Origin of the sequence: Cohnella rhizoplanae, assembly GCF_948329515.1 — a bacterium.
GTDB classification, from domain to species: domain Bacteria; phylum Bacillota; class Bacilli; order Paenibacillales; family Paenibacillaceae; genus Cohnella; species Cohnella rhizoplanae.
The window spans coordinates 169,845-184,047 of the sequence record NZ_CAOJCN010000013.1; the positions used below are offsets into that span (position 1 = coordinate 169,845).

Here is a 14,203-nt window from a genome sequence, read left to right on the forward strand (position 1 = left end):
CTTACGTCTATGCATTAGCGTTTTAACGAAAGGAGGCCGGTCATGACGAACGCTGGCCGTCTCAGAGCCTTTATTGCAGTAGGCTTGCTGCCTACCCTGATTATTTATGCGGTATTCGTGCTGGTGCCGATCGTCTGGTCGGCCTACTACGGCTTTTTCGATTGGAAAGGCATCGGGGCTTCTAAATTCATCGGATTCGACAATTACGCGGAGGCGCTCGGGGACCCGATCTTCTGGAAGGCGTTCAAGAACAATCTCATCATCGTCGCCGCCTCCATTTTCGGCCAGCTGCCGATCGCGCTCGTCTTGTCTTTGATCCTGCGCAAGAGCACCTTTTTCCAGCGCTTCGTCCGTTCCGCCGTGTTCATGCCCATGGTCGTCGCCAGCGTCGTGATCGGCATGATCTGGGGCTACATCTACCACCCGCAGATTGGCATCCTGAACTTTATCCTGGACGGGGTCGGCCTGGGTTCCTGGATCCGCGACTGGCTCGGCGATCCGGGCATCAACATGTATGCCGTCAGCGTCCCGGTGATCTGGGCGAACGTCGGACCGTATCTCGTGCTCTTCATCGCCGCCATTCAGAACATCTCCTCCGAGATCGAGGACGCAGCCAAGCTCGACGGCGCCGTCAAGTCCAAGTGGCTCTACAAGATCGTCGTGCCGATGATCTGGGATACGATCAAGGTCGCCATCGTACTGTGCATCTCCGGCAGCCTGAAGGCCTTCGATCTGATCTACATCATGACGGGCGGGGGTCCGGCCCAATCGACGGAGCTGCTCGCGACTTACATGTACAACAACACCTTCGAAGTTTTCCGCTACGGCTACGGCTCCGCGGTTTCCACATTGATCATCCTGATCAGCATGATCCTGGTGCTCGGCAGCCAGCTGCTGATGAGGCGCAAGTAAAACTCCCGGGCTGCCGAATCTATGCCTTCAGAAAGAGAGGACTGCAATGAATACGACAACGGACGGCGGCTTGGCCACAGACGCGGGCCGCTCCTCTCTCTCCCGATCGTTCAAGCCGAGATGGGCATGGCTCTCCAATGTCCTGCTGCTGGTCTACGCGCTGCTCACGCTGTACCCGCTCCTGTGGCTGTTCATCAGCTCGTTCAAGACGAACCAGGAGTTCTTCGGCAAGCCGTTCGCGCTGCCGTCGGCGTGGCACTTCGACAACTACAAGCGGGCATGGGAGATCGCCGGCATCGGCCCCGCCTTCGTCAATTCGATCATCGTCACCTTGAGCGCCATCGTGCTCACGCTGTTTCTCGGCACGCTGACGGCTTACGTCGTTTCCCGGTTAAACTTCCGCTTTAAGGGGCTCGTCATGTCGCTGTTCGTCGTCGGCATGCTCATCCCGATCCACAGCACGCTCGTGCCGCTGTTCATCATGATGAACAAGATCGGCATCCTCGACACGTACGCGTCGCTGATCCTGCCGTACGCGGCGTTCGAGCTGCCCGTCGCCATCTTCGTGGTCGGGGCGTATCTGACTTCCGTGCCCAAGGATCTCGAGGAGGCCTCGATGATCGACGGCAACGGGTACTGGGGTACGTTCTTCCGGGTGGTCGCGCCGCTGGCCGTTCCCGCCATGGCCACGATCTTCATTCTGGGGTTCCTCCGGTTCTGGAACGACTTTGCCTTCGCGCTCGTCTTCATCAACAATCAGGCGCTCAAGACGCTGCCGCTCAGCCTGTCGGTGTTCTCCGACGGCTATGGCACCGACTACAGCCTCACCACAGCCGCCATGTCGATCGCGGTCATCCCGACGATCGTCATCTATCTGATCTTCCAGGAGCAGATCATGAAGGGCATGGTAGCGGGATCCGTGAAAGGGTAAGGAGGGCGAAAGCCCTCTTTTTATTGTGAACGGGAACTCGGAGTACGGAGGATTGGGCTCGGTGTCTGGAGGATTGGGCTCCGCTCCCGTATGGCGCCGATGCACAAAAGTTGCCTGGAGCGCACATAAAAAAGGCGGCCCTGACGGCCGCCTCTTTATTCTAGCTTATTGGAAGGTTACGCGTTCGATCACAGACCGCTGCCGCCGAGTCCCGGCAGACCCAGCTGGCTCAACTGCTCGTCGGTCAGCACGTCTTCGGCCTTGGGCTCTCCCGACAGCTGCACGTCGCCGTTGATGTCGGTCAGCTCCTGCACGATCTTGACCGTGCCGCTGGCGGACTGGCCCGCGTCGGTGCCGGCGAACGCGACCTTGGCGTCGCTATAGCTCGCGTAGCCTTTGTCGTCGATGCCGATGTTCGAGAGGATATCGAGCGTCTGCACGCTTTTCTTGAACTCCTCCAGATCCTTGGAGATATCGCTGTCCTTGGATTCGGCGAGGCTCTTCTTCGCTTCGTCCAGGTCGGACTGCTCGATCTTCAGCAGCTTGCGGTACTCCTCGTTCTTCGAGAGGAGATCGATGATCTCTGGCGCGATATCGTTCACGACCGTCTGGATGAGCGGCTCGACTTGATCCTTGGTTACGTGCATCTGCACGACCTTCTTGAGGTTCTCGGAGACGACGCCTGCGTCCTTGACCGCGACATCCTTTAAGTAAGTGTCTTCGTCGACGTGCTTGAATACGATGGCCGATATATCGTTCACAAGCTTCTGGGTCGTGCCGATATCGAGCGATTGGATATCGCCGCCCTGCTGCGCGGCAAGCTCCTTGAGATCCACCTCGATATACTTGCCTACGATCTCGGCGGGCAGACCGAGCATCGGGATATTCGGCACCTTGACCCACAATTTCTGTTCGTTCATGATGATCGGCACGCTGACCGTCATCGCCAGATCGCCCTTGATGGCGACCTGCAGGTTAATCTCGGCGAGCATCGGATCCTTGCGGTAACCGCCGGTCCATGACAGCTCGACATTGCCGAGGATGCCGCCGACCATGCTCGTATATTGATCGTCCTCGGCGGATTCGGGCAGCTTCAGATCGGAGAGCTGAAGGCTCCCGTTCATGCTGTAGGACGTAATTTGGGATGATTTCTTCAAGGCGTCCTGGAGCGTCTCTTCAGGCGATTTGGAGCCGGTACAGCCGGCGAGCAGGAACAATACGAGCAGCGCGGCGATGGCAGCCAATGCCTTTTTTTGCTTAAACAAATCAATTAATCCCCCTTCAAATTCTGGATGCAAATTTCTAAAAATAGAAGCAGCCTCCATTTTAGTCCATTGAGGACCAAGATGGAAGCTTTTTTATGCTAAAGAGTAGGTTAAGCGACTTCCGGCAAAATGGCGTTAGTGAATGTCTTTTTTGCGGAAACGTCCGCCCTTGACGTCGTGGATGTTACCGACCGCCAGGAAGGCGACGGGGTCGAGCTCGTTGACGATCAGCTTCAGCTTGGCCTCTTCCAGACGGGTGATGACGCAGAAGATGACCTGCTTGGCGTTGCCCGAATAGCCGCCTTCGCCGTTCAGATAAGTAACGCCTCGGCCGAGCCGGCTGACGATCGCTTCGCCGATATCTCGATAGTTGTCGCTGATGATCCATACGGACTTCGATTCGTCGAAGCCTTCGATCGTCAGATCGATGACTTTGAACGCTATGTAATAGGCAATCAGGGAGAACATGGCGTTGTCCCACCCGAATACGAGACCTGCGCTTCCTAGAATGAATACGTTGATGAACATGACCATTTGGCCTACGGAAAAGGGACTGCGCTTGCTAAGCAGGATTGCGACGATCTCCGTACCGTCCGTGGTGCCGCCGAAGCGGATGACGATGCCGACGCCGACGCCCAGGAAGATGCCTCCGAAAATGGCGGCCAGGAGCGTCTGATCCGTGAATGAATCTACGTGATGCAGCGCCTGGGTCGTAATGGCGAGTGTGACGACGCCCAGCAGGGTGGACAGCGCGAATGTCTTGCCGATCTGCTTGTAGCCGATGATGAGAAACGGAATGTTGAACAGGAAAAGGAAAATGCCGATGGGCCACTTGGTAAGGTAAGCGACCATGATGGAGATGCCGGTGATGCCGCCGTCGATGATGGAGTTCGGCACCAGAAATACTTCTAGCGCAGCGCCTACGAGCACAGCGCCTACGATGATCGCGATGACGCGCTTGGCGACCTCGAGGAACGGGAGGCCGGTATGCTGGACTTTCTTGGCACTTGCGGCTGCGCGAGCCGTCGGGGCCTGCGCTTCGGGGGACTTAGAATTGAACTTCTTCTTCGAACTGGTCATAAGCACCTCCTGCTGGACAGTTTCTGTTTCTATTATACCAGTTTAAAGTATGCGGAGAAAAGACACAGTATTAAGAAAAAGGGGCGTTTTTCAGCGAAATCGGCCATATTCGACGCAAATAAGCGATTCAGGCCGCCCAGGGACGGCCTAAATCGCTGAATGTTCGGGTCAGGAGCCGCCACGACCCCGCACAGGGATATTGTCACTCATTCTTGCTCCCCGCGCATGGTCGCTTTAGGTCCCGTTAACCCTCCGGATTATTGTGGCTCACATGATTGCGGTTTTTCACCTTTTTGGAACCCGACAACGGTTCCTGACCGCCGCGGTGTCCCTGGCTGCGCCGGTCTCGCCCCTCTTGAGGATTGGCCTCCGGCACGGGCTCCGATTTGGGCTTGCTCATGCGATTCTTCCTCCGCTCTTTAGTCGTGATGCTTTAGCGTCTTGTCGTTGACCGGCTGGTCGTGATTGAGCGAGTCCTGATGCCTGCGGTCGTTATGCTGCTGATTGAGCTGCTGGGCATGATGCGCGTTTACTTTTTCCTCGGCAAGGTCTTCTACGACATTACTCAGGTTCTTATCCGCCATCCCGTTGTCATTGGACACTTGGTTCACCCCTAAGCGTGCGTGTATGGCTGCAGCGTCTGCGCGCATTCGTGCAGATGTCTGCGGTAGTCGACGATGAGCTCCTGCAAGACGTCGCTACGCTCGTCGACGGCATGGCCGTCCCGCTCGACGTCCGAGAGACCGATCTCGATCTCGCGGCTGTCCACGTACCGGACCGAAAAGTCGAATTCAAGGTTCTGCCGCCCGGCGCTGCGGATCTGAATGAGCAGCCCGTCCGGGTTCGAATCGTCGGCGCGCACCTCGGCCTGGTCGCCGCCGTGCAGGTGCTGCTGCAGCTCGTTCTGCCACCTCTGTACCAGCTCGGATTGAGGAAGCGTCAGTTTATCTTCAGTTGACATGGCTCATGCACCTCCGCTCCGTTAGATTGGCCCTGGACGGCTCAGTTCATACGGAAGCGTACGCGCTCGCCGAAAAATCAAAAAGCCGGCCCGCATCCTGTGCGAACCGGCTGATATCGTATGAATAATGGCGGAGAGAGTGGGATTCGCTACGCCGCAAGCCGTGGACAGACCTTTCGGTGAAGCCGCGGCTTGGCGACTATCACGCCGGGGCCTACGAACATGCCTCTCGGGCATGTTCGCTTAACGGCCCGTTCGAATCCCACATCGCCACAAGCAAAAAACCGATTCCCATTCGGGAATCGGCCCTGTTTTTTTACTTGTGGCGGAGAGAGTGGGATTCGAACCCACGTGGGCTTGCACCCTAACGGTTTTCAAGACCGCCCCGTTATGACCGCTTCGGTATCTCTCCATGAGTAGAGCGGCATTGGACTCCTCGCGTGAGGTCGGCCAACCCGCTCCGTAATCATATCATAGGCTGGAGAGCCCGATCAACCCCTGCGCGGCGCGATGACCTCGAGACCGCCCATGTACGGGCGCAGCGCTGCCGGCACGACGACCGTGCCGTCTGCCTGCTGATAGTTCTCGAGGATCGCGGCGACCGTGCGGCCGAGCGCGAGGCCCGATCCGTTCAGCGTATGCACGTATTCCGGCTTCGCGCCGGTCTCGCGACGGAAGCGAATGCCTGCGCGGCGGGCCTGAAAGTCCTCGAAGTTCGTGCAGGACGAGATCTCGCGGTACGTCGACATGCTCGGCAGCCACACTTCAAGATCGTACGTCTTGGCCGACGCAAAACCCATATCGCCCGTACACAGCGCGAGCACGCGGTACGGCAGGCCAAGCAGCTGCAGTACGCGCTCGGCTTCGCCGGTTAGCGACTCTAGCGCGTCGTAGGACGTCAGCGGGTCGACGAGCTGGACGAGCTCGACCTTGTTGAACTGGTGCTGGCGAATCAAGCCGCGCGTATCGCGTCCGGCGGCGCCGGCTTCGGAGCGGAAGCAGGCGCTGAACGCCACGAGCTTGCGCGGGAGCTGGTCCTTCGCCAGAATCTCATCGCGGTGGAGGTTGGTGACCGGCACTTCGGCCGTCGGGATCAGATAATACTCCGTGCCGGCCAGCTTGAACAGGTCTTCCTCGAACTTGGGCAGCTGGCCCGTTCCGACGAGGCTGTCGCGGTTCACGATATACGGCGGCAGAATCTCCTCATAGCCGTGCTGGTCCGCGTGCAGGTCCATCATAAGGTTGATGAGCGCGCGTTCGAGGCGAGCGCCGAGGCCCTTGTAGAATACGAAGCGCGAACCCGTCACCTTCGCCGCAGACTCGAAGTCGAGGATGCCGAGGCCCTCGGCGATCTCCCAGTGCGCCTTCGGCTCAAAGCCGAGGCTCGTCTGCTCGCCGACGCGGCGGACCTCGACGTTGTCCGCCTCGCTCGCGCCGACCGGCACGCTCTCGTTCGGGATGTTGGGCACCGCGAGCAGCAGCGCGTCGGACTCGGCTTCGAGACCCCGCAGCTCCTCGTCGATCTGCTTGATGCGGTCGCCAACATCCTTCATCTCTGCGATCAGGCCGTCGGCGTCGCCGCCGCTTTTCTTCAGCTTCGCGACTTCCTGGGAGACGACGTTGCGCCGGTTCTTGAGGTTATCGCTCTCCGTCTGCAGCTCGCGGCGTCTCGCGTCGATCGCGGGGAAGCCCGCGATGAGTTCCTCGGATGCGCCCCGCTTCCTCAGCGCGTCCGCGACTTTGCCGTAGTCGGTGCGAAGCAGCTTAATATCGATCATTGGTAGGTGGACCTCCTGACCCTGCGAAGGGTAATGTGCGTCGGTGTGGTTCGTGCGCTATAGCTTGCGTTCTATAGGTTGGTGACCTTCGTGATTATGATTGTCCTTCACCGGCCGCCTCGCGCGCCATATCGAGGAACAAGCCGTGCAGACGATAGTCGTCCGTCAGCTCGGGATGGTAGGAGGCGGCGAGCAGATGCCCCTGCCTCGCGGTGACGATCTCGTCCTTGTAGACGGACAGAACCTCGACGTCGGGGCCGACCTCCGAGATGAGCGGCGCGCGGATGAACACGGCGCGCAGCGGCGTCTCGATGCCCTTGACGGGCAGGTCGGTCTCGAAGCTCTCGCGCTGCCGGCCGAACGCGTTGCGCGCGACCGTCATGTCCATCAGCTGCAGGTGCGGCTCCTCGTCCCCGGCCAACCGCTCCGCCAGCACGATCAGGCCGGCGCATGTGCCGAATACCGGTTTGCCTGCCGCGGCGAATCCGCGTACCGCATCGATGAAGCCGTATTTGCGCATCAGCTTGCCGATGGTCGTGCTCTCGCCGCCCGGGATGATGAGCCCGCCGATCTCCTCGAGCTGCTCCGTGCGCTTGATCGCGACGCCTTCTCCGCCCGCGAGCTCGATGCTGCGGATATGCTCCGCCACCGCGCCTTGCAGCGCCAATACTCCGATTTTCATCGATGTTCGACCTTCCTTCTCTATAGCCTTCGTAAAACCAATCGGGGCGGCCTCGCGGCCGGCGGGAATGCCGGGGCGAGGCCGCCCGAATCTGCGGTTGCCGGTGAATCCGAGGCCGCGGACGACAGCCGCCCTTACCGGCGGCGATCGGCGATTAGATGCCGCGATCCTGCATGCGCTGGGACAGCTCCAGCTTGGAGATCTCGATCCCCTTCATCGGGGTGCCGAGGTTCTTGGAGACGCGGGCGATCAGCTCGTAGTCCTCGTAGTGCGTCGTCGCTTCGACGATCGCGCGGGCGAACTTCTCGGGGCTGTCGGACTTGAAGATGCCGGAGCCGACGAACACGCCGTCGGAGCCCAGGTGCATCATGAGCGCTGCATCCGAAGGCGTCGCGATGCCGCCGGCGGCGAAGTTGACGACCGGGAGACGACCCGTCTCATGTACGCCCAGCAGCAGCTCGTAAGGTACGCCCAGCGTCTTGGCTTCGTGGTACAGCTCGTCCTTCGCCAGGTTTTGAACCTTGCGGATCTGACCCGTGATAAGGCGCATATGGCGTACGGCCTCGACGATGTTGCCCGTGCCCGGCTCGCCCTTGGTGCGGAGCATGGACGCGCCCTCTTGAATGCGGCGCAGCGCTTCGCCCAGGTCCTTGGCGCCGCATACGAACGGCACCGTGAAGTCGCCCTTGCTGATATGGAATACGTCGTCCGCCGGCGTCAGTACTTCGCTCTCGTCGATATAATCGACGCCGAGCGACTCCAGCACCTTGGCTTCGACGTAGTGGCCGATCCGCGCCTTCGCCATGACCGGGATGCTGACGACCTTCATGACTTCCTCGACGATCGTCGGGTCCGCCATGCGGGCTACGCCGCCGGCCGCCCGGATATCCGACGGTACGCGCTCGAGCGCCATGACCGCAGTCGCGCCGGCCGCCTCGGCGACTTTTGCCTGCTCGGCGTTCATGACGTCCATGATGACGCCGCCCTTTTGCATCTCGGCCATGCCGCGCTTAACTCTCGATGTGCCTGTCTCCATTTTACCCACGCCTCCAATACATTCTAAGCATTTATTTTACAGGAACGGCCAAGGATAGACAACACGTGCGCTCGGAATTCCTGCCGATCAGAACAGGTTGACGATTCCCTTGAACAGGCCGCTGAAGAAGGCGCCGATCGCCCGCAGCATCAGCTTGAACCAGCCCGCCTTGTTCACGTCCTCCGTCGCGACCAGATCGACGGTGACCGACTTGTCTTCTTGCGTTACGGGATCCTTGTATGTGTAGGTGGCTTTGCCCACCTTATCCCCTTGCTTCAGCGGCGCGACCAGCGGTTCGCTCGTCGGCACGACTTCCTTGAGCTGCGGTTCGACCTTGCTCGTCTTCGGCAGCATGACGGTGACGTCCTGGCCGGTGACGACCTGCACGGATTTCTTGCCGCCCTTCTTGACCTTCAGCGTCTCGTGCTCGGCGATCGCGGTCTTCGGCTGCACGAGCGTCTTCTTCTCGAAGCTGCCGAAGCCGTAGTCGAACAGCTTGGCCGTCTCGAGGAACCGCTTGCCGTCGTTCGAGTTGCCCGGGACGCCCATGACGACCGCGATCAGCCGCGTGCCGTTCTGGAGCGAAGTGCCGGTGAAGCAGTTGCCCGCATTGGAAGTATGGCCCGTTTTCAGACCGTCGACGCCGGGATAGGCGAATTTTTTAAAATTCTGAACGTTCTTGTTCGATTCCAGCATCCAATCCCAGTTGATCATCGGCGTCTCGTCGCGCTCGCGGAACTTGTAGGACTGCATCTTGGAGTATTCGAGAAACTCGGGATAATCCTTCAATATATGATAGGCCAGCAGCGCGGAGTCGTGCGCGGACATCACCGTCTCGCCCTCGATCGAGGTCGGACGGTACGCTTCCGGCATATCCGCGCGGTCGAGACCGGTCGAGTTGATGAAATGCGAATCCTTCATCCCGAGCTGCTTCGCCGTCTCGTTCATGAGCTTGGCGAACGCTTCCTCGGACCCGCCGACCGTCTCGGCAAGCTGCGTCGTCGCGTCGTTGGCGGAACCCACCGCCATCGCGATGTACAGCTCCCGGACCGTATGCTTGTCGCCGACGGCCAGGAATACCCGGCTGCCGATCTGCTTGGCTGCGTTTTCCTGGATCGTAATCTCTTGTTCCCAGGAGATCTTGCCGTCCTGGATCGCCTTGAACACGAGATACTCGGTCATCATCTTGGTCATGCTGGCAGGCGGCAGCGCGGTGTCCGCATTATTCTGGTACAGCACTTGCCCGGTATCCGCATCCATCAGGTAAGCGGACTTCACGTCTAATTGAAGGCCGCTGATATCGTTCGTCGCGGCTGAGGAGCGCGGCAGCAACATCGCTTGCAGCAAGGCGGCTAGAAGTAGAATGGCTAGAAGCTTGAACATGACAGCGCGGGATTGCTTGGCATAACGAATATTAGCTTGATTCAACACGCGGACTCTCCTTTTTGCCTAGCTTAGTATGAGTCGGACGAGGCCGTGAACTCCGTCTGTTATTGTAACATACCGCATCCCAAGGAAAAAGCCGCAAGGCGATGTTAGAATCGCCCTGCGGCTCCGATGTCTTAAGCAAGCGCCGTGTTCATTAGAGGGAGTAGTTCGGCGCTTCCTTCGTGATCTGCACGTCGTGCGGGTGGCTCTCCCGAAGCCCGGCGCCCGTGATCCGGACGAACTCGGTGTCGTTCTTCAGCTCGTCCAGCGTCGCCGTGCCGCAGTAGCCCATGCCGGAGCGCAGTCCGCCGAGCAGCTGGTGCAGCGTATCGCGCAGGGGACCCTTGTACGGCAGGCGGCCCTCGATGCCCTCGGGCACGAGCTTGGAGTCGTCCTCCTGGAAGTAACGGTCCTTGGACCCTTCCTTCATCGCGCCGATAGAGCCCATGCCCCGGTAAGACTTGTACCGGCGGCCTTGGTAGATCTCCGACTCGCCCGGGCTCTCCTCTGTACCCGCGAACAGGCTGCCGAGCATGACCGCGCTCGCGCCCGCCGCGATGGCCTTGGTGATCTCGCCCGAATACTTGATGCCGCCGTCCGCGATGATCGGAATGTTGTACTCGCGTGCGACGGTCGCGCAGTCGTAGATGGCCGTAATCTGCGGCACGCCGATGCCCGCGATGACGCGCGTCGTGCAGATGGAGCCCGGCCCGATGCCGACCTTGACCACGGACGCGCCGGCCTCGATCAGGTCGCGCGTCGCTTCGCCGGTCGCTACGTTGCCGGCCACGATCGTCAGTTCAGGGAACCGCTCGCGGAGCTTGCGGACCATGGTGACGATGTCGATGTGATGGCCATGCGCCGAATCGACGACGAGCACGTCTACGCCCGACTTGACCAGCGCGTCGGCGCGTTCGAACGTATCCTTGGAGACGCCTACGGCAGCGCCCGCGAGCAGGCGGCCTTGCTTGTCCTTGGCCGCGTTCGGGAACTGAATCGCCTTCTCGATATCCTTGATGGTGATGAGGCCCTTAAGCGTATTGGTGTCGTCGACGAGCGGCAGCTTCTCGATCTTGTGCTGCTGCAGCAGCAGCTCGGCTTGCTGTAGCGTTGTGCCGACAGGAGCGGTGACGAGTTTCTCGCTGGTCATCACTTCTTTGATCTTGATGGAGTAGTCGTGCACGAAGCGCAGATCGCGGTTCGTCAGGATACCGACCAGCTTGCCATCGCCGTCCGTGATCGGTACGCCCGAGATCCGGTACTTGCCCATCAGTTCCTCTGCGTCGTATACGTGATGGTCCGGCGTCAGCGAGAACGGGTTGGTGATGACCCCGCTCTCCGAGCGCTTCACGCGGTCCACTTCCTCTGCCTGCTGCGCGACGGACATGTTCTTATGAATGATGCCGATGCCGCCTTCGCGGGCGATGGCGATCGCCAGAGCCGATTCCGTGACCGTATCCATCCCGGCGCTGATCAACGGAATATTCAGCTTCACCGAAGGGCTGAGCGTTGTCTGTACGCTGACGTCCCTCGGCAGAATCGACGACTTGCGAGGGATGAGCAGGACGTCGTCGAACGTCAAGCCTTCCTTGGCGAATTTATTTTGCCACACGAACAATTTCCTCCTTTGGAAATGCAAAATTATAGATTAGCCGAATTGAATTATAGGCAATCTTAGCAGAGGCTCTAGGGGCTGTCAAGGATGCCGCGGCGCCGTTCATCCGGCGATCCGCGCGTCTCGGCTCGCCATTAATTGTCACGCGATTGAGGTTCCTTCGATGCGCCGTCAAGGCGGGCTTCGAAGCCATCCAGCAGCACGTCCAGGCCAAAGCCGAACTCGGCGTCCCAGTCGACGGCGGTCGTGTGCACGGCTAGTCTAACCATATTCGGATACCGCTCCTCGGAGAGCGCTTCGAACCGTTCGCGCTGGCGATGTCCGTGCTCGCTCGGACTCAGGGCGGCTTCCTTGGCTTGCGAGGTCAAGCGGCTCTCTTCCTCCACAAACCCGTAAATGTAGCTCTTGAGAATCGAAGCCAGCCATGGCGTCTGGCGATCCGCGAAGCCGGCCTTGGTCAACGTACCGAATAAATATTCGATCTGAGCGAGGCGGCCGGGACTGGCCGCGAAGGTCGCATTCATGATGGATACCGCATCGGGGTAACGCCGTAGCGCCTGACGAAACCCCTCCGCCCATCGCCGAATCTGTTCGCGCCACGGCCGCCCCTCGTCCGGATAAGCGATATCGGCGCTAATCCGCTCGGCCAGCCAATGAAGCAATTGCTCCTTGTCCTTCACATGATAATACAGCGCCGGCGCCTTTACGCCGAGCGTATCGGCGATTTTGCGCATGCTCAGGCGCTCCAGACCGGTCTCCCGCAATAACTGCAGCACGACGTTCTCGATCCGCGGCCGGTCAAGCGGCGTATGCAGCTGTTCCTGTCTCTCTTCTCCCGATTCCCCTGCAGCAGGCCGGACTCGCCTTCTTGCCATCTTCGACCTCCGATTTGTTTTGACAATTATAACATAATGAATTAATATAACATCGTTAAATTGTAATTTATTAGTGTTAAATAGATGGAGGGGGGCTATGACCTTGGATAAAAAATTACTTCAGTCAATCAATCAAATATTAGCCGTTAGTTGGAGAGGGATCTGGTCGCAAGAGGAGCGCGAACTACGCCGTATATTCAATGAATTCGGCGATCGGGCATATGGCGCGTGGATCGTGAAGTTCATGGCTCCTGTTTTTGAACGCCTTACTGAAGAGGGATACCAGGTGAACGGAGGCTTCAATCTTCGCGACTCGATGGAAAACTGGGGACCGCCGGAAGAACGGGAACGATGCGCTTGGTACGTGGTAAAGGATCAGGAGGGACTGCCTATATCTACGCTGGTTCTGCAAGTCTATCATTCGCATGCTGCTTTTCATATCCCGCGTGCACCGAGGCTATTCGCGCTGGAGGTTACCAAGCGGTCCGACATCATTCGTGCCCTATCCCATGCCTCCAATCGCGTGCGCTGGGATCTGCCTGCGGAGCGGTTGCCGGCTGCACCATCTACAGGCGCTCATGCGATACGCTGGGAATACGCTACCGACGTATCCGTCGGCGACTGTCTAGCACCCAACGATGAGGGCTTGCTGTCGAATTGGCTTGTGGACGAACAGCTTGGCCACTGGGGAAGGCATGGTTGGGAGCTGATCAATGCGGTGCCGACCGAAGGTAAGATCATTGCCTTCTTTAAAAGGCCTGTACTTGAGCAGTAAAGAAAGGCATTATCCGTGCGGTACATCAGAGCGGCTGGTCCAAGTTACTCGCCGCTATCGCTCGCCGCACCCGCAGAGGCGGTTCCCGCCCCATTATCGCTTGGACCGTCCTCTGTTTCCTGCGTACCGCTCTGATCGGCTAATGCCGCCATGCTCCACATCCATTGCTCCGTCTGCCACTTAGCGCTCGACGTCGATGCCTGCGCCCCATTGCCCCAGAATGCTCCACCGATACTAATGGCCAGCGCCAACGTACTTGCCGCAATGATTTTTGACATATACCTATCCGCCTTCCGAGATCGTTTGATTAGTTTATACCAACATATTACCCCGGTTATTTGAACTGTATATTAAATCCGGCTTAAGGATTTCTGAATGTTGAGGATTATTTTTGAAATCGTAATCGCCAGCCAGCCATTATCTTCTTATCTTTAGCCCTCGGTCTCGCGTTGGGTGGTCCATCGGCGTCTCTGGTCGTCCATCATACGGACCCTAGTTCCGTTATCTCCGCACATGCATCCTGTTATCGTTCACTCACGGACCCACGATCCGTTATTTGCGGATATCGAGGCCATTTTCGCCGTTTTATGCGATCCATAGCGTCTCTCCGGTCCACAAACTTAGCATAATAGCCGGCCTTGGCCCAATAGCGGCTCCTGTGTCCGTGACCTCACACAAGACTCGCCACTCAGCATGCTTTTAGGCCGTCATCGATTGTTTGCAGCATAAGTTAACGACTGACTCGCAACATCCGTAACAATTTCCGAACCTCATCCATCTTCCGCACACAACAAAAAGAACCACCCTCCGAAGAAGGTGGTTCTCTTGTGCTGCTTATCGGCCTGGCGGCGTCCTACTCTCCCGG

At 58.8% G+C, this 14,203-nt stretch carries 15 protein-coding genes and 1 tRNA gene; 3 read left to right on the top strand and 13 right to left on the bottom strand.

Annotated features, from left to right (window positions below; all coding sequences use genetic code 11):
* Positions 1–42: 42 nt before the first annotated feature.
* Complete coding sequence (locus PQG80_RS19280) at positions 43–912, top strand: carbohydrate ABC transporter permease (RefSeq protein WP_271753090.1); 870 nt, start codon at positions 43–45, stop codon at positions 910–912.
* 46 nt (positions 913–958) lie between these two features.
* Positions 959–1,843, top strand: coding sequence for a carbohydrate ABC transporter permease (locus PQG80_RS19285; protein ID WP_271753091.1), 885 nt, complete (start codon positions 959–961; stop codon positions 1,841–1,843).
* 188 nt (positions 1,844–2,031) lie between these two features.
* On the opposite strand, the gene PQG80_RS19290 is transcribed toward PQG80_RS19285, so the two are convergent.
* The 12 genes from PQG80_RS19290 to PQG80_RS19345 all read right to left on the bottom strand — a co-directional run bounded on the left by PQG80_RS19290 (position 2,032) and on the right by PQG80_RS19345 (position 12,563).
* A complete protein-coding gene (locus tag PQG80_RS19290) occupies positions 2,032–3,108 on the bottom strand; it encodes a hypothetical protein (RefSeq protein WP_271753092.1) in 1,077 nt (358 codons plus the stop codon).
* A gap of 135 nt (positions 3,109–3,243) precedes the next feature.
* A complete protein-coding gene (locus PQG80_RS19295) occupies positions 3,244–4,188 on the bottom strand; it encodes a YitT family protein (protein WP_271753094.1) in 945 nt (314 codons plus the stop codon).
* Between the two features lie 244 nt (positions 4,189–4,432).
* Positions 4,433–4,588, bottom strand: coding sequence for a small acid-soluble spore protein P (locus PQG80_RS19300; RefSeq protein WP_271753096.1), 156 nt, complete (start codon positions 4,586–4,588; stop codon positions 4,433–4,435).
* A 19-nt stretch (positions 4,589–4,607) separates the two neighbouring features.
* The gene (locus PQG80_RS19305; protein WP_271753130.1) at positions 4,608–4,790 is read right to left on the bottom strand and encodes a hypothetical protein; all 183 of its coding nucleotides are present in this window, start codon (positions 4,788–4,790) and stop codon (positions 4,608–4,610) included.
* Positions 4,791–4,801: 11 nt separating this feature from the next.
* Positions 4,802–5,149: a hypothetical protein gene (locus tag PQG80_RS19310; RefSeq protein WP_271753097.1), complete on the bottom strand. Its 348-nt coding sequence runs from the start codon at positions 5,147–5,149 to the stop codon at positions 4,802–4,804.
* A gap of 323 nt (positions 5,150–5,472) precedes the next feature.
* A tRNA-Ser gene (locus tag PQG80_RS19315) sits at positions 5,473–5,561 on the bottom strand.
* Positions 5,562–5,640: 79 nt separating this feature from the next.
* Positions 5,641–6,927 (bottom strand): serine--tRNA ligase, encoded by a 1,287-nt coding sequence (gene serS / locus PQG80_RS19320; RefSeq protein ID WP_271753098.1) that lies wholly within the window; start codon positions 6,925–6,927, stop codon positions 5,641–5,643.
* Between the two features lie 94 nt (positions 6,928–7,021).
* Positions 7,022–7,609: a pyridoxal 5'-phosphate synthase glutaminase subunit PdxT gene (gene pdxT / locus PQG80_RS19325; RefSeq protein ID WP_271753099.1), complete on the bottom strand. Its 588-nt coding sequence runs from the start codon at positions 7,607–7,609 to the stop codon at positions 7,022–7,024.
* Between the two features lie 154 nt (positions 7,610–7,763).
* Positions 7,764–8,645 carry a pyridoxal 5'-phosphate synthase lyase subunit PdxS gene (pdxS, locus tag PQG80_RS19330; protein ID WP_271753101.1) on the bottom strand — a complete coding sequence of 294 codons (882 nt, stop codon included), beginning with the start codon at positions 8,643–8,645 and terminating at the stop codon, positions 7,764–7,766.
* 87 nt (positions 8,646–8,732) lie between these two features.
* Positions 8,733–10,076, bottom strand: coding sequence for a D-alanyl-D-alanine carboxypeptidase family protein (locus PQG80_RS19335; RefSeq protein WP_432432772.1), 1,344 nt, complete (start codon positions 10,074–10,076; stop codon positions 8,733–8,735).
* Between the two features lie 151 nt (positions 10,077–10,227).
* On the bottom strand, positions 10,228–11,685 hold the full coding sequence (guaB, locus tag PQG80_RS19340; protein ID WP_271753103.1) for an IMP dehydrogenase: 1,458 nt from the start codon (positions 11,683–11,685) through the stop codon (positions 10,228–10,230).
* Between the two features lie 137 nt (positions 11,686–11,822).
* Positions 11,823–12,563, bottom strand: coding sequence for a TetR/AcrR family transcriptional regulator C-terminal domain-containing protein (locus PQG80_RS19345; protein ID WP_271753105.1), 741 nt, complete (start codon positions 12,561–12,563; stop codon positions 11,823–11,825).
* 97 nt (positions 12,564–12,660) lie between these two features.
* Between PQG80_RS19345 and PQG80_RS19350 the strand changes: the two genes are divergently transcribed.
* Positions 12,661–13,338, top strand: a complete 678-nt coding sequence (locus tag PQG80_RS19350; protein ID WP_271753107.1) for a DUF6022 family protein — start codon at positions 12,661–12,663, stop codon at positions 13,336–13,338.
* A gap of 44 nt (positions 13,339–13,382) precedes the next feature.
* Here PQG80_RS19350 and PQG80_RS19355 read toward each other — a convergent pair whose 3' ends face one another.
* Positions 13,383–13,616 (bottom strand): hypothetical protein, encoded by a 234-nt coding sequence (locus tag PQG80_RS19355; RefSeq protein ID WP_271753109.1) that lies wholly within the window; start codon positions 13,614–13,616, stop codon positions 13,383–13,385.
* Between the last annotated feature and the right edge of the window lie 587 nt (positions 13,617–14,203).

What these genes read in the sequence shown, in the direction of transcription:
- PQG80_RS19280 (WP_271753090.1), top strand. Translation starts at nt 43, where the DNA reads ATGACGAACGCTGGCCGTCTCAGAGCCTTTATTGCAGTAGGCTTGCTG.
- PQG80_RS19285 (WP_271753091.1), top strand. Translation starts at nt 959, where the DNA reads ATGAATACGACAACGGACGGCGGCTTGGCCACAGACGCGGGCCGCTCC.
- PQG80_RS19295 (WP_271753094.1), bottom strand. Translation starts at nt 4,188, where the DNA reads ATGACCAGTTCGAAGAAGAAGTTCAATTCTAAGTCCCCCGAAGCGCAG.
- PQG80_RS19300 (WP_271753096.1), bottom strand. Translation starts at nt 4,588, where the DNA reads ATGAGCAAGCCCAAATCGGAGCCCGTGCCGGAGGCCAATCCTCAAGAG.
- PQG80_RS19310 (WP_271753097.1), bottom strand. Translation starts at nt 5,149, where the DNA reads ATGTCAACTGAAGATAAACTGACGCTTCCTCAATCCGAGCTGGTACAG.
- serS (WP_271753098.1), bottom strand. Translation starts at nt 6,927, where the DNA reads ATGATCGATATTAAGCTGCTTCGCACCGACTACGGCAAAGTCGCGGAC.
- pdxT (WP_271753099.1), bottom strand. Translation starts at nt 7,609, where the DNA reads ATGAAAATCGGAGTATTGGCGCTGCAAGGCGCGGTGGCGGAGCATATC.
- pdxS (WP_271753101.1), bottom strand. Translation starts at nt 8,645, where the DNA reads ATGGAGACAGGCACATCGAGAGTTAAGCGCGGCATGGCCGAGATGCAA.
- PQG80_RS19345 (WP_271753105.1), bottom strand. Translation starts at nt 12,563, where the DNA reads ATGGCAAGAAGGCGAGTCCGGCCTGCTGCAGGGGAATCGGGAGAAGAG.
- PQG80_RS19350 (WP_271753107.1), top strand. Translation starts at nt 12,661, where the DNA reads ATGACCTTGGATAAAAAATTACTTCAGTCAATCAATCAAATATTAGCC.
- PQG80_RS19355 (WP_271753109.1), bottom strand. Translation starts at nt 13,616, where the DNA reads ATGTCAAAAATCATTGCGGCAAGTACGTTGGCGCTGGCCATTAGTATC.